At 61.9% G+C, this 26,511-nt stretch carries 24 protein-coding genes; 13 read left to right on the top strand and 11 right to left on the bottom strand.

Going from position 1 to position 26,511, the window contains the following annotated elements:
• Positions 1–4: 4 nt before the first annotated feature.
• The 5 genes from HMPREF3048_RS05935 to HMPREF3048_RS05915 form a co-directional block, all read right to left on the bottom strand.
• Positions 5–1,036, bottom strand: coding sequence for a GTP pyrophosphokinase (locus tag HMPREF3048_RS05935; RefSeq protein WP_070771478.1), 1,032 nt, complete (start codon positions 1,034–1,036; stop codon positions 5–7).
• 14 nt (positions 1,037–1,050) lie between these two features.
• Positions 1,051–1,602 (bottom strand): hypothetical protein, encoded by a 552-nt coding sequence (locus tag HMPREF3048_RS05930; RefSeq protein ID WP_070450928.1) that lies wholly within the window; start codon positions 1,600–1,602, stop codon positions 1,051–1,053.
• A 103-nt stretch (positions 1,603–1,705) separates the two neighbouring features.
• Entirely contained in the window at positions 1,706–3,067 is a 1,362-nt protein-coding gene (locus HMPREF3048_RS05925) for an exonuclease domain-containing protein (protein ID WP_070771476.1), read from the bottom strand.
• Positions 3,068–5,257: a glycogen debranching protein GlgX gene (gene glgX / locus HMPREF3048_RS05920; RefSeq protein WP_070771474.1), complete on the bottom strand. Its 2,190-nt coding sequence runs from the start codon at positions 5,255–5,257 to the stop codon at positions 3,068–3,070.
• Positions 5,258–5,296: 39 nt separating this feature from the next.
• Complete coding sequence (locus tag HMPREF3048_RS05915) at positions 5,297–5,854, bottom strand: TetR/AcrR family transcriptional regulator (protein ID WP_070483943.1); 558 nt, start codon at positions 5,852–5,854, stop codon at positions 5,297–5,299.
• A 210-nt stretch (positions 5,855–6,064) separates the two neighbouring features.
• On the opposite strand from HMPREF3048_RS05915, the gene HMPREF3048_RS05910 reads away from it, so the two are divergent.
• The 11 genes from HMPREF3048_RS05910 (at position 6,065) to HMPREF3048_RS05860 (ending at position 16,713) form a co-directional block, all read left to right on the top strand.
• Positions 6,065–6,775: a hypothetical protein gene (locus HMPREF3048_RS05910; RefSeq protein ID WP_070422224.1), complete on the top strand. Its 711-nt coding sequence runs from the start codon at positions 6,065–6,067 to the stop codon at positions 6,773–6,775.
• Positions 6,775–7,296, top strand: coding sequence for a hypothetical protein (locus HMPREF3048_RS05905; protein ID WP_141758868.1), 522 nt, complete (start codon positions 6,775–6,777; stop codon positions 7,294–7,296). Before HMPREF3048_RS05910 ends, HMPREF3048_RS05905 begins: the two co-directional genes overlap by 1 nt.
• A gap of 86 nt (positions 7,297–7,382) precedes the next feature.
• On the top strand, positions 7,383–7,562 hold the full coding sequence (locus tag HMPREF3048_RS05900) for a hypothetical protein (protein WP_070771472.1): 180 nt from the start codon (positions 7,383–7,385) through the stop codon (positions 7,560–7,562).
• 1 nt (position 7,563) lies between these two features.
• On the top strand, positions 7,564–8,877 hold the full coding sequence (locus tag HMPREF3048_RS05895) for an MFS transporter (RefSeq protein WP_070570048.1): 1,314 nt from the start codon (positions 7,564–7,566) through the stop codon (positions 8,875–8,877).
• 27 nt (positions 8,878–8,904) lie between these two features.
• Complete coding sequence (locus tag HMPREF3048_RS05890) at positions 8,905–9,561, top strand: type 1 glutamine amidotransferase family protein (protein WP_070771470.1); 657 nt, start codon at positions 8,905–8,907, stop codon at positions 9,559–9,561.
• The gene (locus HMPREF3048_RS05885) at positions 9,554–10,342 is read left to right on the top strand and encodes an inositol monophosphatase family protein (protein WP_070771468.1); all 789 of its coding nucleotides are present in this window, start codon (positions 9,554–9,556) and stop codon (positions 10,340–10,342) included. Before HMPREF3048_RS05890 ends, HMPREF3048_RS05885 begins: the two co-directional genes overlap by 8 nt.
• A gap of 16 nt (positions 10,343–10,358) precedes the next feature.
• Complete coding sequence (locus HMPREF3048_RS05880) at positions 10,359–11,024, top strand: TIGR02234 family membrane protein (protein ID WP_070771467.1); 666 nt, start codon at positions 10,359–10,361, stop codon at positions 11,022–11,024.
• Positions 11,025–11,063: 39 nt separating this feature from the next.
• Entirely contained in the window at positions 11,064–11,882 is an 819-nt protein-coding gene (locus HMPREF3048_RS05875) for an indole-3-glycerol phosphate synthase TrpC (protein ID WP_070422231.1), read from the top strand.
• An 18-nt stretch (positions 11,883–11,900) separates the two neighbouring features.
• Positions 11,901–12,860 (top strand): prolipoprotein diacylglyceryl transferase, encoded by a 960-nt coding sequence (gene lgt / locus HMPREF3048_RS05870; RefSeq protein ID WP_070422383.1) that lies wholly within the window; start codon positions 11,901–11,903, stop codon positions 12,858–12,860.
• Positions 12,853–14,277, top strand: a complete 1,425-nt coding sequence (pyk, locus tag HMPREF3048_RS05865) for a pyruvate kinase (RefSeq protein WP_070483934.1) — start codon at positions 12,853–12,855, stop codon at positions 14,275–14,277. Before lgt ends, pyk begins: the two co-directional genes overlap by 8 nt.
• Before the next feature lie 18 nt (positions 14,278–14,295).
• Positions 14,296–16,713 (top strand): excinuclease ABC subunit UvrA, encoded by a 2,418-nt coding sequence (locus HMPREF3048_RS05860; RefSeq protein WP_070771465.1) that lies wholly within the window; start codon positions 14,296–14,298, stop codon positions 16,711–16,713.
• A gap of 118 nt (positions 16,714–16,831) precedes the next feature.
• Here the strand turns inward: HMPREF3048_RS05860 and HMPREF3048_RS05855 are convergent, their stop codons facing one another.
• Positions 16,832–17,575: an aminotransferase class IV gene (locus tag HMPREF3048_RS05855; RefSeq protein ID WP_070771463.1), complete on the bottom strand. Its 744-nt coding sequence runs from the start codon at positions 17,573–17,575 to the stop codon at positions 16,832–16,834.
• On the bottom strand, positions 17,568–19,412 hold the full coding sequence (locus HMPREF3048_RS05850; RefSeq protein ID WP_070771462.1) for a chorismate-binding protein: 1,845 nt from the start codon (positions 19,410–19,412) through the stop codon (positions 17,568–17,570). Before HMPREF3048_RS05850 ends, HMPREF3048_RS05855 begins: the two co-directional genes overlap by 8 nt.
• Positions 19,413–19,441: 29 nt before the next feature.
• Here HMPREF3048_RS05850 and HMPREF3048_RS05845 point away from each other — a divergent pair, with 29 nt between their 5' ends.
• Entirely contained in the window at positions 19,442–19,900 is a 459-nt protein-coding gene (locus tag HMPREF3048_RS05845; protein ID WP_070450949.1) for a GNAT family N-acetyltransferase, read from the top strand.
• On the opposite strand, the gene HMPREF3048_RS05840 is transcribed toward HMPREF3048_RS05845, so the two are convergent.
• From HMPREF3048_RS05840 to HMPREF3048_RS05830, 3 genes are read right to left on the bottom strand one after another with little or no spacing between them, the layout of a single operon-like run.
• Entirely contained in the window at positions 19,897–22,287 is a 2,391-nt protein-coding gene (locus HMPREF3048_RS05840) for a glycogen/starch/alpha-glucan phosphorylase (protein ID WP_070771460.1), read from the bottom strand. The two genes, HMPREF3048_RS05845 and HMPREF3048_RS05840, sit on opposite strands and share 4 nt — an antisense overlap.
• Before the next feature lie 21 nt (positions 22,288–22,308).
• On the bottom strand, positions 22,309–23,562 hold the full coding sequence (locus HMPREF3048_RS05835) for an amidohydrolase (protein ID WP_070422237.1): 1,254 nt from the start codon (positions 23,560–23,562) through the stop codon (positions 22,309–22,311).
• Between the two features lie 7 nt (positions 23,563–23,569).
• The gene (locus tag HMPREF3048_RS05830) at positions 23,570–24,922 is read right to left on the bottom strand and encodes a DUF4921 family protein (RefSeq protein WP_244268616.1); all 1,353 of its coding nucleotides are present in this window, start codon (positions 24,920–24,922) and stop codon (positions 23,570–23,572) included.
• A 40-nt stretch (positions 24,923–24,962) separates the two neighbouring features.
• Here HMPREF3048_RS05830 and HMPREF3048_RS05825 point away from each other — a divergent pair, with 40 nt between their 5' ends.
• Positions 24,963–25,352 (top strand): hypothetical protein, encoded by a 390-nt coding sequence (locus HMPREF3048_RS05825; RefSeq protein WP_070422386.1) that lies wholly within the window; start codon positions 24,963–24,965, stop codon positions 25,350–25,352.
• On the opposite strand, the gene HMPREF3048_RS05820 is transcribed toward HMPREF3048_RS05825, so the two are convergent.
• Positions 25,322–26,449, bottom strand: coding sequence for a glycerate kinase (locus tag HMPREF3048_RS05820; protein ID WP_070483925.1), 1,128 nt, complete (start codon positions 26,447–26,449; stop codon positions 25,322–25,324). The genes HMPREF3048_RS05825 and HMPREF3048_RS05820 overlap by 31 nt on opposite strands.
• Positions 26,450–26,511 lie beyond the last annotated feature (62 nt).

Genomic DNA, 26,511 nt, shown 5'->3' with positions numbered 1-26,511 from the left:
GCAGCTAATCGATGCTGCCGCGTAGCCGGGCTAGACGGCCGTTGAGCCGCTTGCGGCGCACCTCTGGGCGGTTTCCCGAATCCCAGGTTTTCTCGATGTGTTCGGTGCCGAACCGGTTGAGCAGGAGATCGTCGATAATGCGCACTTGCCCCGGGACGAATGAGTAGTTCATCGAGTTGGACACAGCCTCGATGTCTGCCGGGTTGGTCAGGTCCGCAACGTCCGAGACAAGCTCAATGCCGTGGGCACGCAGCAACTCGGTGAGGAAGCGGTAGTCGCCCGCGCGTGAGAGCGGAAACTGGCTGCCAAGCAACACGGTCAGAATGCCCGGCAGTGTCTCAGGCGAGATTTCGGTGTCCACGTCGGTGTGCACCTTTTCCTGCGGGTCTGCCAAGGTTGAAATTTGGTCAAACTGCTGATCGGCTAGCTCGATAAGCCCTGCGGCGAGGGTGAACGCGCGGTCCACCTGCGGGTCGAGTTTTTCCGCTGAGCGTTTGTACCTGATGTCGTGCTCAAACTCCGCCCACGCATGCTGCAGCACTGTACGAATCTGCACCTCGAAGACTTGGCCGACGAACTCCTCAAGGCCCTCGGATTGCTCCTCAACACGGACGACAAGGTGGTGCGAGCCGTAGCCGAAGTTGCCGGCGACTCGGGTTTCTTCGGCTTTGTCCACGCTGCGCAACACCTCAAACTCGTCGGCGAGCAGGCGCTGCACTGCAGGGATCTCGGTCGAGTGCAGCACGGTGATTCGGGCGCCGATGATGTCTTTGATGTCGTGCCACGGGTCGGGGTAGAGCAACTCACCGTCGCGAGTTTTGCGGGCTTTTTCCTTCAACGAGGTCCAGGACTTTACTCGTGCATCTACGCGGTCGAAATTCACGCCGGCATCGCGCATGAGTTCATGGAGGGCGTGGCGGAAGGTCATCGCCACGTCCTCGTGTGCGTTTACCCAAGCGAAGTAGGTGGAGCCGAGACGTGCGATTGTGTCGTCAGCTTCCTTGTTTCGCTTGGCCGGTTGTTTTGAAGTGCTCATGTCGGCGGGTGAGCTTACCCGGAAACTGGTGGATCGTGCATTAGCGGGAAGCCGACCGAGTATGTCATCAGCGCGCCGCGCCCCAGGATGTCGCGGACGTGATGCAGCGGTGCGTCGAAGATAAACAGTTCCTGGTCGTCGCGGGTGGCGTAGACCAGCTCGTGGTGGGGGTCGAGCACCGTCTGGAAATGGCGGTGCATCACCGTAAACGTTTTCGGGTGAGCGAGCCACGCGGTGGGTGGCACACCGTGTCCACCTACCTCTAAACCGGGCGGAAGGCCGGTCTGCTCCAGCGCGGCAGCGGGATTGCGCACCAAAAACTCGACGCCCGTGTCGACGAGCGCCCGCTTCGCCAACCGGTCAGCGGCACCATTCCAGAGCTGGTTCATGCTCGGCGTGAGCTCACCGATTTGTTGGTGGGTCAGCGCCGGACCGTCGTCGACGGTAAAGACACACACCAGGCGCGGTGCAAGGTTGATAAACGCGGTCGAGGCCGAAAAGCCAGGCGTGAGCCAGGAACGTGACGACGACGATGGCGCGACGTCGTCGCGACGCGCCAGCCGCAATTCAATAGCATCTTGGTGGACAGGGCGGGGAAGAGTTTCTACTACGTACATACTCAGTTAGACGTAGCCAACACCGCCCCGGTTCCATCCGAACCAAAACTTTTTACAGACCGAGTACCTCGAGGAGTTTCGGGGCCTGCCAAATCTGAATGTCCTGGCCCTTTTCCTGCAGTTCGCGGGCTCGCTTTTCCTTCGAGGTCACACTCGACCATTCGCCGACAACCAAGATGGTCGTTTTCTTGGTGACGTTCTTGCCCACCTGCGCGCCCTGCTTCGCAATCGCGTCCCACAACTCGCCCTTATCGTGCGGTTCGAACTCACCGGTTAAGGTGACGTGCTCGCCGTACAGAGGAGCGTTCGGGTCGGCTTGAGCATCTGGCTCCGGCACGGTGTCCGGGGTGGCCACCGACTGCCACGGAGCGGGTTTGCGCTCCTTCTTCACCGGCCCGGCCTGGTTGGAACCACGTGGCTCGGCGGTGGCGGCAACGGCAGCAGCGACACCACCTTCGGCGACCTGCTTCGCCTGCACCGCGCGGCCGGCACCGGAGCGGTCGCGGAGGACAGGGGTGACGCGGGCGTCGTCGATCGATCCGAGCGTGAACCCGGTGTCGTGGATGAAGCTCATCAGGCTGCCAGTGTGGCCGGCCTCCCGGGCGAGACCAACCATCACACCGGCGCACGCAGCGGCATCTTCGCAGGCATCGTGGTGGTTGTCCAAGGAAACGCCGAAGTGCTGCGCAAGGGTTGGAAGCTTGTGATTTGCCACATCCAGCTTGGTAGCGCGGGCCTGTGCCAACGTGCACGCGAACAGCATCTTCGGGACGGCGATGGAGGAGGCCAAGCAAGCATCGCGAAGTGCGGAGGCATCGAACTGTGCGTTGTGCGCGACAAGGGGTAAATCCCCGACAAAGGCGCTCATTTCCGCGATACAGTCGCGTACGTCTGGGGCATCAGTGACATCCTCAGCAGAAATGCCGTGGATAGCAACGTTGCCGGATTCGAACTCGTCTAAACCGGCAGGCGGCTTACATAACCAAGACTTTCGCTCGACCTCTTCGCCGTCGACAATCTTGACCAACCCGATCTGACAGATCGAGCCCCAGCGACGGTTCGCGGTTTCCACATCGAAACCGACGAAGGAGAAGCCAGGAATGCCTGCTCCGCCGTCGGCGGTAGCGGTGGTGGGGGCCTTGCCGTGCTTGGCGTCGTCGAGAAGCGTGCGCAACTTCTTTGCGCCATCGACGTCTCCCGGTGCGAACCAGACGGTCAGCGGAGCACCGGTGGTGGCAACATCCACTTTGGTCGGCGACCATGCGTCACCTTCGGTGATATCCACGTCGGTGATATCCGCAATACTGACGGTGCGGTCCGAGGAGTCGCCGCGCAGCGAGGCGAGGAGGGCAGTTGGGGTCACGGTGAGGGCGTCGTTGGTCACAGTCAACGTTGCACCATGAGCGGAAATCATTTAGGCGTTGTCTTCCTTTCGGCCCGCTCCAGCGGGCGGTTGCGTACGGCGCAGCACCACGGTCGAGCGCTGGCCGACGGTGACAGTCGAATCCGGACCGATGGGCTGTGCGCCTTCACGGTAGCCGAGGGGGCCAGTCGTATCGACGACGATCTCCCACTCGTCACCAAACCTCGCGCCGGGGACTGTGAAGTCGATGTCCTCATAGTGGGCGTTGAACATCAGGAGGAAGGAGTCGTCCACGATGCGCTGTCCTCGACTATCGGGCTCGGCGATGGCTTCGCCATCGAGGTGAACCATAAGTGCACGGCCGAAGGCGGCGTTCCAATCGTCTTGTGTCATGAGACGGCAGTCGGGGGTGAGCCAAGCGATCTCTCGGCCGTGTTCGTCGTCGCCAAGCGCACCGCCCTCGAGGAACCTGCGGCGGCGAAACACCGGATGATCTCGGCGCAAAGCGATGAGCCGACGCGTGAATTCGTGCAGGTCTGCTGCGCTTTCAAGGTTGGGCCAGTCCATCCAAGCCGTCTCGTTGTCCTGGCAGTACACGTTGTTGTTACCGCCCTGGGTGCGTGCGATCTCGTCGCCGTGAGCGAGCATCGGGGTGCCCTGAGATAGCAAGAGTGTGGTCAGGAAGTTGCGGCGTTGCCGTGCTCGCAGGTCGAGCACCACAGGGTCGTCCGTGTGGCCCTCCACACCACAGTTCCAGGACCGGTTGTGGTTCTCGCCATCGCGGCTGTCTTCGCCGTTGGCTTCGTTGTGTTTGTCGTTGTAGGACACCAGGTCATTCAGGGTGAACCCGTCGTGGGCTGTGATGAAGTTGATCGACGCGGTAGGGCGGCGCCCGTTGTGCTGGTACAGGTCCGATGAGCCGGTGAGGCGCGAGGCAAACTCACCGAGGGTGGAGTCCTCGCCGCGCCAAAAGTCGCGCATGGTGTCGCGGTATTTGCCGTTCCACTCGCTCCACAGGGCAGGGAAGTTACCTACCTGGTAGCCGCCTTCGCCCACATCCCACGGTTCAGCGATGAGTTTGACCTGGCTGACCACCGGATCCTGTTGGACGAGGTCGAAGAAGGTGGCGAGGCGGTCCACGTCGGAAAACTCGCGCGCAAGGGTCGATGCGAGGTCGAAGCGGAACCCGTCGACGTGCATCTCGGTGACCCAGTACCGCAGCGAATCCATAATCAACTGCAGGGAGTGCGGGTAGCGCACGTTCAGTGAGTTTCCGGTGCCGGTGTAGTCCATATAGAGGAACCGGTTGTCGTCGACAAGCCTGTAATACGCCTCGTTATCAATGCCACGAAACGCAATTGTCGGGCCCATGTGGTTGCCCTCCGCGGTGTGGTTGTATACCACATCCAGGATCACCTCGATGCCGGCCTCGTGGTAGGCGCGCACCATCTGTTTGAACTCGGCCACGGCATCGCCAGGGGCAGAGGAGGAGGCGTAGCTGTGCTCCGGGGCGAAGAAACCGAACGTGTTGTAGCCCCAGTAGTTGCGCAACCCGAGTTTGAGTAGGCGGTCGTCTTGCAAAAATTGGTGCACCGGCAGCAACTCAATCGAGGTCACACCAAGGTCGGTGAGGTAATCCACCATTACCGGGTGCGCCATACCCGCATAGGTGCCGCGCAACTGCTCAGGAATGCCCGGGTGGGTCTGTGTCATGCCCTTGACATGGCACTCGTAGATCACCATCTCCTCATCAGGGATCTTCGGCGCGCGGTCGTCGCCCCAGTCGAAGAACGGGTTGATCACCACCGACAACATCGTGTGGCCGAGCGAGTCTTCTTCATTGCGACCGGTACCAGGTTCTTCTGCGTTGACGTCGTAGGAAAACAGCGAGGAATGCTGATCAAACTCCCCATCAAAGGCGCGCGCGTACGGGTCCACGAGCAGCTTGCTGGGATCGCAACGCTTGCCGTCGGCCGGGTCCCACGGCCCGTGCACGCGGTAGCCATAACGCTGACCTGGGCCAACACCGGGCAGGTAAGCGTGCCAGACATGGTTATCCACCTCGTCGAGGGCGATACGCGTTTCGGCGCCGGTGTCGTCGATAAGACAAAGCTCAACTGCATCAGCAACCCCCGAAAACAGTGCAAAGTTCGTCCCCGCCCCATCAAACGTCGAGCCCAGCGGATGTGCGGAGCCAGGCCAGACTTGCTGCTGCAGATCCGGATGCGTCGTCTCAGTCATGCTGCCCGAGCATAGTGCACCCGCTCGACACTGCCCGGGCTACGAATGCTGCGCCAAACCGTCCAGCAAAAACTTCACGGCCGCAGCATGCGTCTGCGCAGAATCGTCTTCGTACGTGTCCGAAACACTGCCGGTCGCTTCCGCAAGTTGTGTGCTTGCTTGGTGCACGGCGGCATCCCCAAGCGTCAAATGCAACAGGCCGAGAGCCACAGCACGCATCTCGCTTGACGACGACCCCTCACCCGAATACTCACGCACCGACGCAATAAACAATTCCGACAACTGGGCGCGAACCTCAGCGTCCGGCTGACTCACTGCAGCCACAAGCACCTCTGCGCCATCGCGGATGCCGAGCACCGCTTCCCGCAGCGCGCGACTTAGCTCAGCTGGGTCGGCAACTGGATCGCTCATGAGAGGGCGCACAATATGCTCCGCCAACGACGCGAGCAACTCCTGCTTGTTGGCGATATGCCAGTACAACGCGCCGGGGGCGACGCCCAGCGACGACGCCACACGCCGCATGGAAACATCAGCCAAACCGTACCCAGACAGCAGCTCAAGCGCCGCCTGCGTGATGCGCTCGCGAGACAATTGCATGACACACCACCCTAGACCGAAGTGGCCGAAACATGGGTTTACGTGACTTCACAGGAACCATTCAGAACAATAGTACGGACGTTCAACCGTCAGGTAAGCGTTGCGTTGGTACTCTTTGGAACGAACGTCCCGTCGTGGCGCCAATCCACGCCCAAGACGGTTGCCCGCGTCCAGCGAACGGATGGGGTGAAACTAGGAAGGTAGTCAAAGATGAAAATGAACACTACGTCCGGCATGGCAGCATGCGTAGCTGCAGCAATGCTCGTACTTCCGCTTTCGGCATGCGGATCCTCCGACGAAGGCAAGTCCGGAGGGCTGTCCACCGCTGCTGAGGCTGCTCCGGCCGATACGGCTGTCGAGTCCACGGTGTCCGAGAATGCCGATAAGAGCGAAGGAAAGAAGGACGACGCAAAGAAGGACGAGAAGAAGGCAACCGCCACGACTTCGAAGAAGAAGGAGTCGAAGGAAGAGGGCGGCAACCAGGGCGAGGCCCCGACCCTTGCCAATCCGTTTGAGAACGGCATGCCGGAAAACACCAACCAGCCGCTCGAGGGCGCACAGGAAGGTACCGACGAAGACCGCAAGCAGATGGAAGACACTGCACGTGCTGTGCTTAACCCGGGTTCTTTCGCTGACTGGACCCGCACCATCTTGGACAATTCCTGTAAGGCAGTCGCTGACCCGATGATGGAGGAACTGGAGCGTCAGGGTCTGACCCTTGAGCAGGTTGAAGAGGCGGGCCGCCTTGCTGAGCAGCAGGGCCAGGCGCTCGAGCTGCCGAAGTCCGAGGTCAGCATTTCCGACGTTCGTGTGGACGGTAACCGTGCGTCTGCCAACCTGACTGCAAAGAACGCAAACGGTGAAGAAACCCAGGTCATGATCTTCGAGAAGGAAGACGGCCGCTGGAAGTTCTGCAACTAGTGATGGGATCTGGTGCAGGGCTGCTCGCGCTAGCCCTGCTCCTCGGTATCGCTGGAGGTTTCGCCTGGGGTGGTCTTCGTCCCGCATACGTCGGCGTGATCACAGAAAGCGGCGGTATCGGGGTCGACGAAGTGGCAAGCCCTGTGAATGTACAGTTCACAGGGTTTGCGTGGTTTGTGCTGCTGGCACTCCTGCTCGGGGTGGTGCTTGGCGCCGTGGGGTGGCGCAGCGTGCGCCGCGGCAGGGTCGGCGGTTCTGTGTGGTGGATGCTGTGGATCATGACCGTTGCCGTACTCGGCGCGATCTCGATCTACTTGTTTGGTGACTGGTTGAGCCTCAAACTGCACCCCAGGCCTACCCACGATGTCTTGGAAACCGGATCGAGCTTCACGCTTGTCCCGCCGGTTTCGCCGGGGGTCGGGTGGGCTGTTGCGCCGCTGACAGCTGGTCTGGTGTTTTGGATCGGCAACCTGCGCGCCTATGCGCGTGAACCACGCGGGGATGACGACAGCCGTCTGTAAGGCCCCGAACGGCCGGAATCGGACTGCGTCGTTACACTGACGGCGTACACAGCTTGAACGCGCCAATAACGCAGGAGGTTCGCCCAGTGGCAGGTGCCGGAAACACATTCTTCATTCTTTTGCTGTTCCTCCTTGCAGGCATCCTCGTCGGTGGAGTGTGGTCGTCGTATCAGAACGGCTCCTCAAGAGCGGTGACTGCCGTCCTCGCGCTTCTTGCAGTTATGGCAGCCCTAGGTGGTGTGCTGGTGTTGGTGGAGGTGATGTGAGATGTTCGGAGTTCGGCCCCTTACCCGCGACGAGGTTGATTCGCTAACCAATGTGTGGCGGGCCCGTGGTTTGATCCCGGTGCTCGTCGCCGTTGCATCCGCCTTCGCCGCCTGGTCGCTTCTGTTGCCGGTAGTGCCCACAGCCGTCATCGATGCCGGACAGTCTGCATCCCTTGCCGGGCTGTCCACTGGTGTGTTCATGCTGGCAACAGTGCTCACACAAGTTTGTACACCGTGGGCTCTGCGGAGGTTCGGCTACAGCATCATCATGGCAGTGGCCTCAATGCTTCTGGGTATCCCGGCGTTGGGGTACATCATCGGCATGGATGCAGCGCCGCTGCTGACGGTTAGTGCGATTCGTGGCATCGGCTTCGGTGCATTGTCCGTGGCTGAAGCGGCGATTATCGCGGAGCTGGTACCGCTGCGCCTGCTCGGCAGTGCCACGGGAATTTTCGGTGGTGTTGTCGGCCTTGCTCAGATGATTGCGCTGCCATCGGGCTTAGCCCTGGTGGACAGGATTGGGTACGACGCCGTGTATATTATCGCCGCATCGATCGGTGGCATCTCGCTCATTGCCTGTGCGGCGATCCCTGCTATTCCACCACCGGATCCCGAGCCAGAGACCACAAACATGGTCCATGTGCCCATGTGGCATCTGGTGCTCGTGCCGGCACTCGCGTTGATGTTTGTGACCACTGCTTACGGTGCGATCACGAACTTCTTGCCGGTCTCCATGCGTGATCTCGACCCGGCCACGGGTGCCGCGATGGGCGGCGTAATGCTCGGCGTGATGAACTTTGCGTCGATGATCTCGCGCTACACGGCAGGCAAGATCATGGACCGTCGTGGGCAGCCTGGCACCGTGCTCATCCCATGCCAGGTCCTTTGTGCACTCGGCGTGTTGCTCATGGCAGCCATCTTGGCGCTTGAGCTACCGGTTTGGACCATGCTGCTGGCCGCCCTGTGTTACGGCGCAGGCTTCGGCGCGGTGCAAAACGAGGCACTGACCATGATGTTCTACCGCCTGCCGCGCTCGAAGACCTCGGAAGCTTCTGCTATCTGGAACATTGCTTTCGACGGCGGGACGGGCCTGGGTTCTACCTTCTACGGCATGCTCATTGCCACGATGGCGTTCGCGCCGATGTTTGGCATCGCCTCCGGTGTCATCGCGATTGGGCTGATTGTCACGTTGCTTGACCGTCAGTTGGGCCGTCACCGTGTGGTGGAAGTTAACAATCTGTCGGCTCGTTTGAAGGCTGTGCAGGCGCCGCGTCGTTATCCGTCGAAGAATAAGAAGCAGCCGAAGAACCAGTAATCGGGGGAGCGGATACACTACGCAACCATGACGAACACCCCGGCAAGCCCGACAGTCGCGGTACTTGATTACCTCGGCAGTGAGACCACCACCAGCCTTGTCAGTGCTTTGGTGAATGCAGGTGCTGATGCTTTTGCCACCACTGACCCCGACAAGGCTGTGCAGGCAAGCGGTCTTGTCCTGCCTGGTGGGGCATCGTTTGCAGACGCTGCTGCGGCGATCAAGCGCATCAAAGGGGATCGCATCGTAGGCCAGCGTCTGGCAGGGGGTAGGGCACTGCTTGCGGTCGGCACTGGAATGCACGTGCTTTTCGACGACGCCGTGACCGGCAGCCGCACCACACCAGGCCTTGGGGAGTGGCCGGGCCAAGTTGTGGAGGCAGCATTTGAAGCGGGGGAGTACCCCGTCGTGGCGGCAGATGGTTCGAAGCTGCTGGCCGGAATTGTTGGAGACGTGTTCTTCGACGCGCCACAAGCCGTGAAGTCGTTCCCGTTGGTAGAGGATGACTTCATCGCCTACCCGAAACTGTCTTGGGCAGACATCAACGGCGAGCGCATCCTTGCCGCTGTAGAAAATGGGCCATTGTGGGCGATGGCGTTCGACCCAGCCATGTCCGGTGAGGTTGGTGTGAGCGTGCTGGGCAACTGGGTGCAGCAGCTGCAGCCGGAGGTGTCTCATGCATAAGCCGGCGGAGCTGCTTGATGCTGCATTGTGCGCGGTTGATGAGGCGCGTGAGGTATTCGTCGACAAAGTGGGGGCTGCTCCTGCACTGCGCAAGGGGGCCGGCGACTTTGCCACAGAGGCTGATCTGATCATTGAGAAGCTGTTGCGCAAGCGTCTGACGGACACGACTGGCATTGCGGTGTACGGCGAGGAACAAGGCGGGTCGTTTGATCCGGAGGCGTGCTGGGTTGTTGACCCGATCGACGGTACGTCGAACTACTCGTCCGGCAATCCGAACTGCGCCATCCTGTGCACGCTGCTGCTTGGTGGAAAACCGGTCGCAGCGATTACCGATGCGCCGCTGCTGAACATGCGCCTCACCGCGGTCGATGGCGAGCCCGTGCACCTCAACGGCAACGCCTTGCCACCGGTTGGTGCGCTGACTTCCGCTGCGGAGCAGGTGGGGATTGGCTCGTTGGCCTCGGCGGATAGGCAGCGATACCCAGCATCGTTCCGTCTCGACTTGGCAGGCGCACTCACGGATTCGCACCTGCGGCCGCGCATCAGCGGATCGGTCGGCGTTGACCTGGCCTTCGTCGCGCAGGGGATCTACCAGGCTGCGGTCAGTTTTTCCCCGCACATCTGGGATAACGCAGCTGGTGTGTTGTTGGCACGCAGTGCAGGGGCGAACGCAAGCGCGTTTGATGGTTCGGAATGGACTCCGATCACCGCCGGTGTGGTTATCGGTACACCGCATGCGCATCGTACTGTGCTCGATGCGATCCAGATGGTTGCAAAGTAGCGGAAGGACGCTTCAGATGAAGAAGAACAAAACCGGCGCACTGCTGCTCGGTGTGGCGGGTGCGGTGATGTGGGGCTTTTCCCGCATGGACTGGGTGACCGCGAAGTACAACGACGACCTCTCCGGCGAAGGTGTAGCAACCATCACCGGCGCGGAGTGGTCCACCGAGATCACCGCAGTGGCGGTGCTGCTGCTCGCCGGTGCGATTGCCGCGTTTGCGTTGCGCAAGGTCGGTCGTCGTGTTATCGGCGGAATTTGCGCGCTCGCCGCCGCTGCTGCTGTCATCCCAGCAGCAGCGCTTCTGGCGCGTGGTGCTGACCATGAGCGTATCCACGCCATCTTGACGGCAGGGGCGGAACAGGCAGCCACGGATACGTCCTCCGCTGCTATTGCGAACTGGGCGGAGATCACCGCCGCCGACGTTGCTGTGGTAGGCCCAGTACTCACGATCGTGGGATGTGTGCTGGGGGTGATTGGCGGTGCGATGCTCGTCGTCAAGCCTGGCGAGGATACGCCGAAGCAACACAAATACGAGAAGGAAGCTGTGCGCAAAGAAACCATCCGTCACGACCTGAAAGAGGAGCCGGATTCCGGACGCGTGATGTGGGATGCGCTCGACGCGGATATCGACCCGACCGAAACTGGTGACGAGGATTTTCGTCCTACGCAGGGCAACCGCTAACCTATAGCGCTATAGGCCGTATCACCTGGAGGTAGGCGCATGTCGGCACCGAGCGCAGTATCAAACGTTGTCGCTGGTGTGCTCCGTGATGTCGAAAAACGCGAAGCGGTCGTGCCGTTCCAGGAAATCAAGGCCCGCTCGCGCGACATGCCCCCAACCCGCGATGCTAAAGCAGCACTTTTGCGCCACGGCTGCGGGGTCATCGTGGAGATCAAACGCAACTCGCCAGTTTTTGGCCCAACCGCGGTAGGCAGACGCTCGATCGAGTCGGTTGCCCAAGACATCGAGCGCGGTGGCGCCCACCTCATCGCTTGCCAGACAGAGCGGCTGCGTTTCGACGGCTCCCTGGCAGATCTGGCCAACGCCCGCGCAGCCGTAAGCCTGCCGATGGTGTGTCGCGATGTCATCGTCGACCCGTACCAGATCCACGAGGCCCGTTGCTACGGCGCCGACATGCTCCCGCTGCAGGTAGGCATCCTCGAGCAGCCGCGCCTGGAGGCACTGCTGGACCGAGTGGAATCGCTGGGCATGGTCGGTGTGGCCGAGGTGCGCACGCCAGCGGAGGCGGATCGGGCCCTTAAGGCCGGCGTGAGTGTGATCGCGGTGAACTCCTGGACCTTTGACACCAACGACCTCAACCGCAACGCCTTTGCGGATATCGCGCCGGGGCTTCCCACCGAAGTGATCAAGATCAGCCTGGGTGGTGTGACCACTCCGCGTGACCTGATGGACGCCGCCGCGTGTGGTGCGGATGCCGTGTTGGCAGCGGAGGCTGTGATGGCGTCTGGCGATGTGTACGAGGCAACCCGCTCTTTGGCGGCCGCGGGACAGCACCCAGCCTGTCCATCGCGGAATTAAACTGGCACACTGTTGGGCGTGCAAACAACACTTCTGGCAAACATTCCTTCCCCGCCGCAGGGGGTGTGGCAGCTCGGACCGATTCCGATTCGTGCCTATGCGCTGTGCATCATGGCGGGCATTGTTGTCGCGCTGTTGATTTCCCTGCGTCGCTACAAGGCCCGCGGTGGTAATCCGGAGACGATCTGGGATGCAGCGATCGTGATTATCCCGACCGGCATTATCGGCGGGCGCCTTTACCACGTGATCACGGATTACGATAAGTACTTCGGTGAGGGCAAGAACCCGTGGAAGGCCTTCGACATCACCTCGGGTGGGTTGGGCATCATCGGCGCAGTCGCGCTGGGAACCCTGTGCGTGTGGGTGATGATGCGCCGCAAGGGCCTTCCGTTCGCGCCACTTGCGGATGCAGTTGCGCCGACGGTGATTCTCGCCCAAGGCATCGGCCGGTTGGGCAATTACTTCAACCAGGAGCTCTATGGGGCCGAAACCAATGTGCCGTGGGCGCTGGATATTTACTACCGCGTCAACGAGGCGGGGGAGTTCGCGCCGCTGACCGGCCGGTCCACCGGTGAGGTGATCGCGAGCGTGCACCCGACGTTCCTCTACGAGCTGATCTGGAACGTTGCGGTGTTCTTCCTGCTCATCTGGATTGACCGCCGCCGGCGCCTTGGCCACGGCAGCGTGTTTTGGCTCTATGTCGCGGGTTATACCCTTGGCCGGTTCTTCATCGAGCTGATGCGTAGCGACGAAGCCACGCTCATCCTCGGCCTGCGCGTCAACACCTGGATGACCGCAATCTTGTTCATCATCGCGGTGGTGATGTTCATGCGCACACCGAAGGGGCGCGAGACCCCGGAAGAGGTCGATCCGGATTACAACGCACCGTCCACGGCAGAAGAGGACAATCCGGAGTACCGTGTTGCGGTGGAAGACACGCGAGAAGCCTACGAAGGTGAGGTTGGAAAACGTGGATAGGAAAACGAAGATCGTTTGTACGCTCGGTCCCGCTGTGGCCAGCAAGGATGCGATCTTAGGACTCGTGCGCGACGGCATGGATGTCGCGCGCCTGAACTTTTCGCACGGCGATTACCCGGATCACGAGCAGAATTACCGTTGGGTGCGCGAAGCCACTGATGAGACCGGCCATGCGGTCGGCATTTTGGCGGACTTGCAGGGCCCGAAGATTCGCCTTGGCCGCTTTGAAGGCGACGGCAAAACCTACTGGGAGACGGGCGAAACCGTCCGCATCACCGTCGACGATGTTGTAGGTACGCACGACCGTGTGTCTACGACGTACAAGCAGCTGGCCAAGGATGCGAAGCCGGGGGATCGTTTGCTTGTCGACGACGGCAAGGTCGGCCTCGTCTGCACCGACATCGACGGCAACGACGTGGTCTGCCGCGTCACCGAAGGCGGCCCGGTGTCGAACAACAAGGGCGTGTCGCTTCCCGGTATGGACATCTCCGTGCCTGCGCTGAGCGAGAAGGACAAGGAAGATCTGCGGTTCGCGCTGAAGCTCGGCGTGGACATTATTGCGTTGTCGTTCGTCCGTTCGCCGTCTGATGTCGACCTCGTGCACGAGATCATGGATGAGGTCGGCCGGCGCGTGCCGGTCGTCGCAAAGCTGGAAAAGCCCGAGGCTGTCGACGCGTTGGAGTCCATCATCCTTGCATTCGACGCGGTGATGGTCGCTCGTGGTGACCTGGGCGTGGAGATCCCGCTCGAGCAGGTGCCGGCTGTGCAGAAGCGTGTGATTCAGATCGCGCGTGAGAATGCGAAGCCGGTGATCGTCGCAACGCAGATGCTCGATTCGATGATTGAGAACTCCCGCCCCACCCGTGCGGAGGCCTCCGACGTAGCCAACGCGGTGCTCGACGGCGCGGATGCCGTGATGCTGTCCGGCGAGACATCCGTCGGCGTGGATCCACACAACGTGGTACGCACCATGAGCCGCATCGTGCGTTCTGCGGAAACGATGGGCAACGTCCCGCCGCTGAACCACATTCCGCGCACCAAGCGTGGCGTGGTGTCCTACTCGGCGAACGACATTGCGCGGCGACTCAACGCGCGTGCCATTGTCACGTTTACGACCTCCGGCGATACTGCACGCCGCGTGGCGCGTCTGCACCCGGACCTGCCACTGCTCGTGTTCACACCGGTGCAGCAGGTGCGTTCGCAATTGGCCATGACCTGGGGTGCGGAGACGTTCCTGTGCGATGAGGTCAACAGCACCGACGAGATGGTCAAAGTTGTGGACAAGCAATTGCTAGCCATGGACCAGTACCACGAAGGCGACACCATGGTGGTCGTCGCGGGCACCCCGCCAGGAGTTGCGGGCACTACCAACACGATCCTCGTGCACCAACTCGGCGAGGACACGCGAAACCCCTAACGCGTTACCCTGGTGGGCATGCCTGAAACACATGCCGGAATCCAAGTACGCGATGCCCACCTACACAACCTGCGCAACGTGGACGTGGATATCCCACGCGGCACTCTCGTTGCGGTGACAGGGGTGTCAGGCTCCGGTAAGTCGTCGCTGGCGTTCGGCACCATCCACGGGGAGGGGCAACGGCGCTACCTGGAGTCGGTGGCGCCGTTTGCGCGTCGCCTGATTGGTTCTGCAGTAGACCCGCAGGTCGGCGCGGTTGAGGGACTGCCGCCGACCGTGGCGCTCGAACAGTCCACCTCCGGGGGCGGGGCGCGCTCGACGGTGGGGACGGTCTCGGCGCTGTCCAACAGCATTCGTCTGCTGTACTCGCGCGCTGGCGATAACCCGAAGGGGCTGTACTCCGACTCGTTTTCGCCCAACACGCCGGAAGGCATGTGCCCGACGTGCCAGGGCACAGGTGTCGTGCACGAGCCAACCGAAGAGTCGATGGTGCCGGACCCGACGCTATCCATCGAGGAGGGCGCGATCCAAGCCTGGCCTGGCGCGTGGGCAGGTAAGAACTTCCACGACATTTTGCAGACGCTGGGCTACGACCTCGATTCACCCTGGCAGGATCTGCCGAAGAAGGACCGTGACTGGATCCTGTTCACCGACGAGCGCCCCGTGGTGACCGTGAAACCGCTGCGCGGCGCGGACCAGATCCAGCGAAACTACAAAGGCACCTGGCGATCTGTGGCGTCGTATCTGACCAGTACACTCGCCGAAACACAGTCCGATACCCTGCGCAAACGCGTGCTGTCCTACATGGAGTCACGCGTCTGCGAGACCTGCCACGGCCGTCGCCTCAACCCGGAAGCACTCAAGGTTACCTATGCTGGCATGCCCATCGACCAACTCGGCGCCTTGCCTCTCGACCGTGTCTATGAGGTACTCGCGGCACAGAAGCCCTCGGAGGGCTCCGCCGAAGACTTGCTGCTCAAACAGATTTTGCCCGCGGTGCAGTCCGCACTCGACCTGGGGCTTGCGCACTTGAGCCTGGATCGGCCCGCGCCCACGTTGTCCGCGGGTGAGTTGCAGCGCATCCGTTTGTCCTCGCAGCTGCGCTCCGGCCTGTTCGGTGTGGCGTACGTGCTCGATGAGCCGTCAGCGGGCCTACACCCGTCCGAGCGTGGTGCGGTGCTGGATATTTGCCGCCGATTCATCGACGCAGGCAATTCCGTTCTCTTGGTGGAACACGACATGGAACTCGTTGCCCAGACTGACTGGCTCGTCGACGTCGGGCCGCTCGCGGGTGAGCGCGGCGGCGAAGTGGTCTATTCCGGCCCCACCAGCGAATACTCCGGCGATGCGCCAACTGCCCGCGCGCTTGCCAACCGCAAGCTCTCGCTTAACGACGACCCCCGCGCCGCCACCGGCGAACTTTCCCTGTCCGGTGTCTCGGCCCGCTCCATCGACGGCCTGGATGTGTCGTTTGGGATGGGGCAGTTCACCGCCGTGGCTGGTGTGTCTGGTTCAGGCAAGTCGACGCTGGTCAGCACCGTTCTCGCCGGTGTCCTTCGCGACGCCGCCTCTACCGTTGTTGATGAAGACGATGAGGTGGGACAGGAGGGCGAGTGGGGCGTCGATAAGCATGATGGCTTTGACGCTGTCACCCGCGTCGTGCAAATTACCCAAAAGCCGATCGGGCGCACCCCGCGGTCAACCCTGGCCACCTACACCGGACTCTTCGACGGCGTGCGCAAACTCTTCGCCGCAACCGACGAAGCAAAGCGACGCAAATGGAGCGTGTCGCGCTTTTCCTACAACGTCAAGCAAGGACAGTGCCCGACCTGCGGCGGTGCCGGCAAGATCGAAGTCGAGCTAGTGTTCCTGCCCGGCTCGTACACCACCTGCCCCGACTGCGGCGGTGCACGCTACAACGACGAAACCCTCGAAGTGACCTGGGAGGGCCTCACCATCGCTCAGGTGCTGGAGTTGACCGTCGACGAAGCCGCGGACGTATTCGCCGACGAACCGAAGATCCTGCGCGCCGTCGAAACTCTGCAAGCCGTGGGGCTGGGTTACCTGCGCCTCGGCCAGGGCGCGCCCGAACTGTCCGGTGGCGAGGCACAGCGCATCAAACTCGCCACCGAGTTGCAGCGCTCCCGCAACTCGCGCCGGGGCTACACCGTGTACCTCCTCGACGAGCCCACCACCGGCCTGCATCCCGCCGACATCTCACTGCTAGTCAAGGAACTCAACAGCCTCGTCGAAGCGGGCCAAACCGTGATCGTGGTCGAGCATGACGTCTCCGTGATCGCGCAGGCGGACCGTGTCATCGAGATGGGCCCCGGCGCTGGCGCCGACGGCGGACAAGTTGTGGCTTCGGGCACCCCGTCAGAGCTCGCAAAGTGCGACACCGCAACAGGGCGCGTGCTCGCCGAGCGGTCGGCATAGTCCCGGGGGCTCGCTGGGTTTCGGACCCGGCGGTGGTGCGACGCTATGCAGCGGCATAGTGTGCAGCCGGTTGTAGAGACTATGCAGCGGCATAGTCCTGGGGACCCACGGTGTTTCGCTATGCCTCGATGTGCCATTCGGTCGTAAAACTGCCCCACCACCAGTCGCGCCACTCGTTGAAACTTGGGTGGACCGGCGGAGTGATCACATCGTCGCCTACATGCAGTTCGCTGACGGGGCTAATGCCGTGGAGCGAGTTGAGGAACCACAACGGGTGCTTGGCGGCGAGTTCGGGTTTGAGCTGACGGCGCTCCACCCGCATATCTAACTTCTCGGCGCGCGCGACAACCTGGTGCAGTGTGACACTCGGCAGCCACACTCCGTCGGGCAGACACAGGGAGTCGCCGTCCCACATCACGAGCGCGCCGGTGGTGGTCTCCAGCATGGAGCCATGCTTATCGACGATCACCGTGTCGTCCGTCCCCTCCACCTGGTACCGCGAACGGTACGCGCGGAACGCGCCGAAGTCGGGGCCTTTCACCTCGGGCTGGGTGCGCGGGTCTGGGGCTTGCGTGTAGGTCAGTGAGGTGGTGGGGCGAGGGGATGGGGCGGGGCGGACGTCGAGAAGCAAAAGCCCTGAGGAGAGCGCGATGCGGGGGAAGAGTTCGCCTTCGCTGAGCAGCGGCAGCATCGCGTCGACAAACCCGGCGGGGAGCGGACCGGCGGTGCGAGTGAAGCGCTCGATGTGCAGGCTGAGGCCGTTGGTGCGGCCGGAGGAGTGGCGCCAAGAATCGGCGACGTCCAGGGGGCCGTCGGAGAAGTCGCGCGGAACAAACGCGCCGTACCAGGCGTACTTACGCATCCCACGCTCCTAAAACGGACTGGGCCTTCAGGTTGCGCTCGGCGATCTCAGCGGAAGGGTCGGAGGCGAGCACGATCGCGCCACCTGCACCGACTGTCACAGTGGAGCCGGCGCGTACTGCGGTGCGGATGACCACCGACAGGTCGGCTTGGCCGTCGAACCCGATGTAGCCGAGCGCGCCTGAGTAGACGCCGCGCGGGGAGGTTTCCAGCCGGTCGATGATTTCGCACGTCCGTAGTTTCGGTGCGCCGGTCATGGAACCGGGCGGGAAGGTGGCACGGATGGCGTCGACGGCAGTGGCTCCCTCGCGTAGCTGCCCGGTGATGGTGGAAACCAGTTGGTGCACGGTGGCATACGACTCCACCTGCATCAGACCCGGGACCTGTACGCTGCCGGGTTCGCAGACGCGGGAAAGATCGTTGCGCAGCAGGTCGACGATCATGAGGTTTTCGGCGCGGGTTTTGTCGTCGTGAAGCAATGCGGGGTCCTGATCAGCGGGAATGGTGCCCTTGATCGGCTTGGCCTCCACCTCGCGGCCACGCACGGTGAGGAAACGTTCGGGCGAGGCGCTGGCGACCTCCACACCGTCGAAAATGAGGTGCGCAGCATACGGTGCGGGGTTGTGCTCACGCAGCGGCGCATAGATCTCGCCGGTCGCTTCGGCGGTGTAGGTGTCGGTCAGGCAGACCTCGTAACTCTCGCCCGCGCGCAGCAGGTCCTGGGCCTGCTCGATGCACTCGAGGTAGTCGGGGTTGCTCCAGGAACCGTTGCTAATCGACGACCCCCGCGCACCGTCCGCCCCCTCCAAGGTCTGCTCGAGGCGGTCAAGGAGTGCATCCGTGCCGTCGCCGGCGAGTGCACACAAGTGGGCGGTTTCTGCCTCGTGGTCGTAAACGATGAACGACTGCGGGCGCACAAAGTACGCATCCGGGTACGGGGAGCGGTGGCGCAGCGTGATCGGGAGCGTAAGTTCCGCGCACTCGTAGCCGAGGTACCCGATGACGCCGCCGGTAAAGGGCAGGTCAGGCGCATCGTGGAGTGGGGTGGACAGTTCGCGTTGGAGGGTGTGGAGGATATCGGGGTCCTCGCCAAGCGAATAGCGAAACGAGCGCGACAAGGAACCCGCGGTATCGCCGAGGATGGAGAAACGCCCACGGGGGTCGGCCGAATCCAGGAAGAACGCATCGTTGCCGTCGCGCTTGATCGCGTTGAAGACGCGCTGGCAGTCGAGTGCGCCGGGCACCTCGCGGTGCAGCAACCGCCAGCCGCCGAGGAAGTTACGCATGATCGCGGCGCCGTGCTCAGTCAGCACCGATTCGGGGTGGAACTGCACACCCCAATGCGGAGCGCCATCGACCTTGAGCGCCTGGATGACGCCGTCTTCGCTGCGAGCGTGCACGGTGACGCCGGGGATTTCCTCGACGTGCAGAGAGTGGTAGCGCACCACCTGAAAACCCTGCGGAATACCGGCGAAAATGCCCTCACCGGAATGGGTAATTGTGGAAACGAACCCGTGGCGAGGCTCCGGAGCACGAGTGACGGAGGCCCCTGCGAGCATCGCCAGACCCTGGTGTCCCAGACACACGCCCAGCAGCGGGACCCCGGAATCGGCGGCAGCCTCAATCACGCGCCGGGACGTACCAAAGTCTTCCTCGCGTTCGGGGGTACCTGGCCCGGGGGAGATCACAACGTGGCTGAACTCGCCGGCGCGCACACGCTGTGGAAGGTCAGCACCCTCGCCAGCAGGCACAACGAGTGGTTCGCGGCCGGCAGCCTCGGCGATGAGGTGGGCGAGGTTGAACGTGTATGAATCGTAATTGTCAATGAGCAGGATCATCGATTCGGAATCGTATAGCGTTGACGCGCATGGACGCCAGCATCCGACAAGCAAGCGCACAAGACGCCATCGCCATTGCCGACATGCACTACCGCTCCCGTGCCCAAGCATTCCGGGGGCATATTGACGACGACGTCCTCGACGATCACGCAGCACTCGAACAACAGTGGGTCGAGTACTTCCGCAACCCGAACGGCCGCGTCGCAATCGCGGAGTTTGACGGAAAGATCATCGGGTTGGCGTACGGCATCCCAGGCGAGCGCACCGAACTTCGCAACCTGTACCTGCTCGAGGACGCAGCAGGGACCGGAGTGGCGCCGAAGCTTCTCGACGCCGTCATCCACCCCGGCGAACCAGCATTTCTCTGGGTGGCAGACTTCAACGACCGCGCCCAGGCCTTCTACACCAAGCAAGGCTTTGCGTTTGATGGTGAGTCGAAAACCCATGAGCGGGACAAGATCACCACCAAACGCATGGTGCGCGATTAGTTGATCGGGGTTGGGCTGATCTTCCAGACCTCGTCGGCGTAGTCGCGGATGGTGCGGTCGGAGGAGAATCGGCCAGACTCGCAAATGTTGATCCAGCACTTCCGCGCCCACTCGTCCTGGTCGGCGTAGTAGTCAGCGGCCATACGGTCGCGAGTCGCACGGAAATCAGCGAAGTCGCCTAAGACGTAGAAGACGTCGCGCTCGCCGTAGCCGTTGTCGTCGAGAAGCGATGCGCGAATGTCGTGGAAGGCTCCGGTGCCACGGTCATCCAAGGTGCCGTCGACAAGCGCATCGAGTGCGCGCATGAGCCCTGGGGTCTGCTCCGCAACCTGGCGCGGGTTGTAGTGCGCCTTCAACTCCGGCAGGTCCTCCTCGCGGGCGCCGAAGATGTAGGCGTTGTCCTCGCCAACAGCATCGACGATCTCCACATTCGCGCCGTCCATCGTGCCCAAGGTGAGAGCGCCATTCATCATGAACTTCATATTCGAGGTTCCCGACGCCTCTTTGCCAGCGGTGGAAATCTGCTCAGAGACATCCGTTGCCGGGATGATCTGCTCGGCGGGGGAGACGTTGTAGTTCTCCACGAACACCACGTGGATGAACTGGGAAGCAACCGGATCATTGTTCACCAGGTTTGCGATGGTGTTGATGAGCTTGATGATGCCCTTCGCCGTGACGTAACCCGGGGCCGCCTTCGCACCAAAGATGAACGTGCGCTTCGGAATGTTGTGCTCGCCATCCTTGGTGATCCGGAAGTACAAATCCAAGATGTACAGGGCGTTCATCAACTGGCGCTTGTACTCATGCAGACGCTTGATCTGGGTGTCAAAGATCGAGTCTGGGTCGATCACCGCACCCTGGCGGGCGTTGATCCATCCGGCGAAGTCTCGCTTGTTCGCTGCCTTGATCTCGCGCAGCTCGCGCATGATATCCGGGTCATCCGCGAAGCGGCGCAGTTCCTGCAGCTTGGACAGGTCCGTGACCCACTCATCCGATCCCGCGAGACGGTCCAAAAGCTCGGACAATCGCGGGTTGCACATACGCAGCCAACGGCGAGGGGTCACACCGTTGGTTTTGTTGTTAAAGCGTTCCGGATACAGCCCGTGCCAGAAGCCGAGCGTGTCGCGTTTGATGATCTCCGTGTGAAGCGCAGCCACACCATTGACCGAATAGGAGGCGTAGCAGGCGATCCATGCCATGTGGACGCGACCGTCGTGGATCGGGGAGTGGTGGTGCGCCGTTTCTGGATCCACCCCGCGGGCCTCCATATCAAGGCGGTAACGGCGGTCAATCTCTTCCACAATCTCCCAGATGCGCCAGAAGAGCTGCTTGAAGATGGACTCTTCCCAGGTCTCCAGCGCCTCCTGCAGCACCGTGTGGTTGGTGTAGGCAAACGTGTTGGTGGTGACTTCCCAGGCGTCGTCCCAGCCGAGTCCGTGCTCGTCCATAAGCAAACGCATCAGCTCAGGAATGCCGAGCACCGGGTGTGTGTCGTTGAGCTGGATCGAGTTGTACTTGTGGAAGTTGCGCAGGTCGTCGCCGTGTGCGGCGCGGTAGTCGTCGATAAGTTCCTGCAACGATGCAGACACGAAGAAGTATTGCTGACGCACGCGCAGCAACTTGCCGGCGTACGTGGTGTCGTTCGGGTAGAGCACACGCGTGATGTCGTGGACAGCCTCGCGCTCAAGGATCGCGTCGGCAAAGCGCTGAGAATTGAACGCGTCATAGTCGAACTCATCGATCGGGGAAGCGTCCCACAGACGCAGTGTGCCCACATTGTTCGTGCCGTAACCCGTGATCGGCATGTCGTACGGAATTGCGCGCACATCCATGTCGTCGAAATGAACAATGCGCTGCTCAGAGCCACGACGCACGATAAACGGGTAGAACGATTCCTTCCAACGGTCCGGGTGCTCGCGCTGGAAGCCGTCCTCGAACTCCTGGCGGAACAACCCGTAGCGGTACAGCAGGCCATAGCCGGTCAGCGGATAGTCCTGCGTCGCTGCCGAATCCAAGAAGCAGGCGGCGAGGCGGCCGAGCCCGCCATTGCCCAGTGCCGCGTCGTGTTCTGCCTCCAACACGTCGGAGAGCTCGTGGCCCAACTCGCGGGCCACAGCCTCAGCCTTATCGACGAGCCCAAGGTTCGTCAGATTGTTCAGCAGCGCACGGCCCTGCAAAAACTCCGCCGAGAAATACGCAGCGCGACGAGTCTTGCGGTAGGTGTTGCGAGTTTCATCCCAATCGTCGGCGATCTGCTCAACGACAGCGGCCGACAAGCCGGTCCAAAACTTCTTTACGGTTGCGGCTTGCGGCGACTTGCCGGCAAAGCCACGGACATGGCCTGCGATCGTCTGCTCAAATGCGGGTGACTGCTTGGAGAACGTCATGGCGCCCAAGCGTACCGCCAGTTAGCCAGCTAGGTAGGTCAAGACAGCAACTGCGGCCGAGCGTGTGGCAGCAGAAATCGTGGGCTCATAATCCGGCAGGAAGTTCGGCATATGGTTGACCGGAACATCCTCGGCAACCCTATCCTCCGCGACAGCACGATCCCACACGTCGCGCGGGGTGCATCCGATGAGCCAGAAGAGGTACGGCGCCCCAAACGTTTGACCGATGATCGGGAAGTCCTCGGAAACCGTCTTCGGATCCGACGTGACCGAGTCCTCACCGAACACCGCATCGAAGTTCGCGCGCACTGCGGAAAAGACCGCCTCGTCGTTGTCCAACAGTTCGCCGTGAGCAAAGTACTCGATGCCAGCCGTGCCCTCCGCGCCCGAGGCAGCTACCTCGGCATGGACAACACGCTCGATGGCGGCATACACGCGTGCCTTGACCTTGTCGTCGTAGAAACGGCAGTTGAGCACCAACTCCGCCGACCCTGGAATGATATTGATCGCGCGCCCAGCACTCATGCTGCCGACGGTGACCACCGCGAAATCCGCCGGATTGACCTCACGCCCCACAATCGCCTGCAGACGAGCGATAATCATCGCGGCAGTAAACGTGGGATCCACCGAGTTGTGCGGCATCGAACCGTGGGCCGAACGGCCGGGAATGTGCACCCTGATCGAATCACAAGCAGCGAACTGCGGGCCGGGCTTGGACATGACCTCGCCAGCGCGACCAGGCATCACGTGCAGGCCCAACACCACGTCCGGGGTGGGCACCTTCTCAGCCAGGCCGCCATCGGCCATGTCTTGGGCGCCCGCAGCCAGCTCCTCGCCAGGCTGGAACAATGCGATAAACGTGCCCGACCAGTGGTCGCGCGTGTTGTCCATGACGTGGCACAAGCTCAGCAGAGCCGTGGTGTGAATGTCATGACCACATGCGTGCATCGTGCCGGTCGTGTGCCCATCCGCAGTGGTGACCACCTTGCGGGAAGCGAACGGTACGCCGGTGCGCTCCGTGACCGGAAGGCCATCAAAGTCGGCGCGGTAGAGCGCTGTCGGGCCTTCGCCGTTGCGAAAGACTGCGCAGATGCCGTACTTGCCAATCGGGGCAACAACCTCGCAATCAAGCGGCTTCAACTCATGCAGGATTCGCTGGTAGGTCTCCTCCTCGTGCATGGAGAGCTCCGGGTTAGCGTGCAGTTCCTCGTAGAGTCGGCGCTGCCAGGCTGCATCAACCTGGTAAGTATCCAAGATGTCGGCGATGTTGCTCATAGTCTCGTTACCTCTCTACGTTCGGGGCCAAACCTTGGGTATAGCGCAGCACGTTCGGCCTAGGCGTGCATTCTTGGCCTATACGGATACTAGGCGCGACCGTTCCCACGGCACGCAAGCGCTCCAGTTCCGTGGTGACGCGGTCGTGGACATCAAAGGGCGAAAGCGTATTGACGAAGATCTGCGTGCCGCCCTCAAAACCCGCAACAGTAGAGATGCGCCACTTCACATTGATACGCCACGGCATTGGCACCTCGACATCGTGTGGTTTGTAGTGCCACTCTTCGTTCGTGGCCACACGGGTACCGGTCGCGGCGTGTGCGGCGTGGAGCAGGTCCGACATGGCACGGACCTCGTCGTCAGTGTGCAGCCATGGCTCGCATGCTTCCGACTTCGAATACACCGTCATCGTGGGGTAGCGGTGCCCCACACCGGCAACTAGGACGGCGTGGTCGTTCTCCGCGATGACCAGGTTGTTGTCGAAAGCGGGGTTCACACCCCAGTCGTTGTACATGTTCGGGTGCTGCTGCAACTTGGCGATTTCGGACTCAGCGTTGACGCCATGCTCGTCGATAGCAACCAACTGCTTATGCAGGTGCTCAAACGACGCGCCGGCTGCGGCGAGCCAGTTTTGAAACACCACAACATAGCGGGCGTGACGGTGGTGAGTGATGAGGTCGTGCAACGAATCGACGGTGAAGGCGATGAACTGGTAATGCTCATCCGCAGTGAGCGAGCCTGAGCCTGCGAGGTCGGAGGTATCGCGGGCGTCGTCGATAAAGTGCCGCCTTGCAATGATGACGTCGTGCCCACCACCAAAATAAGCAGGCGCGATGCTGAGCAGTTGCTCGTCCGGCAGATCCGGATCCTGACCCGACGCAGACAAGCGCGTGCGCACAATATCCAACACGTGGTGTCGGCCAGACGGGTCCGACAGGTAGCGCTCCATGTGCTCCTGCCAATCTTTTGGCATTTCCGCACCATAGTTTTCGCGCCAGTAGTCGTAAGAAACGATCTCGAACAGGTTGGGCACGCGCCGAAAGTCGGCCTGTGTCGCATCGAGTTCATCCGGCATGACATTGCGCAGAATGTCGAAACCCGTGCTGGTAGTCACCAGCCGCGAACGCTCCGGGGGAGTATGCAGCATGCGGTCCGCGCAGAAATTACACGTATCGGTGTGCGCGCCGGGGCCAAGTGCTGCAGGTTCGTTCGGCTGGGTGTGAAGCGGACGGTTGCCACGGCCAGGCACCGTCCACACATGGGTTCCGGTGAACGGATTGACCTGCTTTAACGTGCCGTCCTTCATGCGTTGCAGCGCTGTGTGCTGCGCGGGCGTCGGGTTGACAGCAGCGTGAGACATGAACGACACCCTACCGCCCCGAGCGTCTAGCCTTATGCCCATGTCTGTCATTCAATTCGACGTCCTCGTCCCACCCGCGGCAGCTCCAGAGGTACGCGACGCATTCCAGCGCGCCCTCGACATCCTGGTGCGCCGCGAGATGCTCACCTCCGGCAGCGTGACAATGGAGCAAGTGCGTATCGACGACACCGTGCACGCCCAGCTCGCCGAAACCTATGAACACGACCGCGGCGAGCCAGCCGACGACGCTGAAATCCACCGCTACCGCATCGAGTCCGAAGGCGCGGACAGTATTAACCGCCTCGCTATGGGGCTCTCACGCATCCTGACCCCCAAGCGCGACCTGCCACGCGACCCCGTGGCGCTCGAGGACCAGGACAAGTTCGAGGCCCCGTCGATTTATCCCTGGACAGTTGAAGTGTTGAGGTAAGCGACCGCAATCTCCGCACCGGCGCGAACGAGCTGCTCGCGGACGTCGTCAATCTCGGGCAGCGTCACTGCGAGAGTTCCGTCGGCGGGCTGCTCGTCGAAACGCCCTGCAGCAATCGCGAATACCGCACCTGCTTCCGCAGCAAGCTCGCCGACCACAGACGCCACCTTGCCGGTGCCTGTCTGTCCATCGAAGCGACCTTCGCCGGTGATCACCAACGCAGCGCCATCGATCTGCTCAGTCAGCCCGTTGGAATCTGCGACAACGCGCGCGCCGGGCACGATATGCACGTGGGAATCGGTCCCGTGCAGCATGGTGGAAAGCCATGTCAGGCCGATGCCCACGCCGCCCGCCGCACCAAGCCCCGGGGTTGTGGGGTCGATCTCTGCGACCTCGCACAGTCGAGCAAGACCACGGTCCAAGAGTTCAACATCGTCGGCGGTCGCGCCCTTTTGTGGGCCGAACACGTGAGCTGCACCGTTCGGGCCTGTTGCTGGTGCAGACGTGTCAGTGAGCAGCACCCACTCCATAGCGCCAGCAGGGACATTGACTTTGGCAGTGTCGAAATCCGCAAGGTTTTCCAAAGCGCCACCGCCAGGTTTTAGCTGATAGCCAGCAGCGTCGAGGGGGTTGACACCGAGCGCCACCAGAATGCCGGTACCGCCATCGACCGTTGCGGTGCCACCGAGACCAAGCACGATACGTTTCGCGCCGCGGGTCTCCGCATCAGCGATGAGCACACCGGTGCCGTAAGTGTCGCCGGTCAGCGGGACCGGCTTTTCCACAGCGGGCAACCCAGAAGCAGCAGACACATCGATATAGGCGGTGGAGGAGGGGGCGTGGAATGTGTATTCGGCTTCGGTAAGGCGACCGTCTGCTGTGGTCGTCGGTAAGCAAATGCGTTCCCCCTCAAACAACGCGGACGTGCCCTCGCCACCGTCGGCCATCGGGGCAAGGATGATTTGGGCATCGCGGATCACGCTTGTCACACCCTCTGCCAGCCATTCAGCAGCCTCCTGCGCAGTAGCAGTGGACTTAAACGAATCCGGGGCGATGACGATTTTCGGCGACGGAGCCGGGTCGAAAGAGGAAGACATGCGGGCAAGTTTAACCGGAAGACCGCAAAATTCCGCGGGCGGGCGAGATGTGTTGTAGCATC

The organism is Corynebacterium sp. HMSC075D04 (genome assembly GCF_001815635.1).
Taxonomy (GTDB): domain Bacteria; phylum Actinomycetota; class Actinomycetes; order Mycobacteriales; family Mycobacteriaceae; genus Corynebacterium; species Corynebacterium coyleae.
This window is presented reverse-complemented; position numbering and strand designations above follow the sequence as displayed.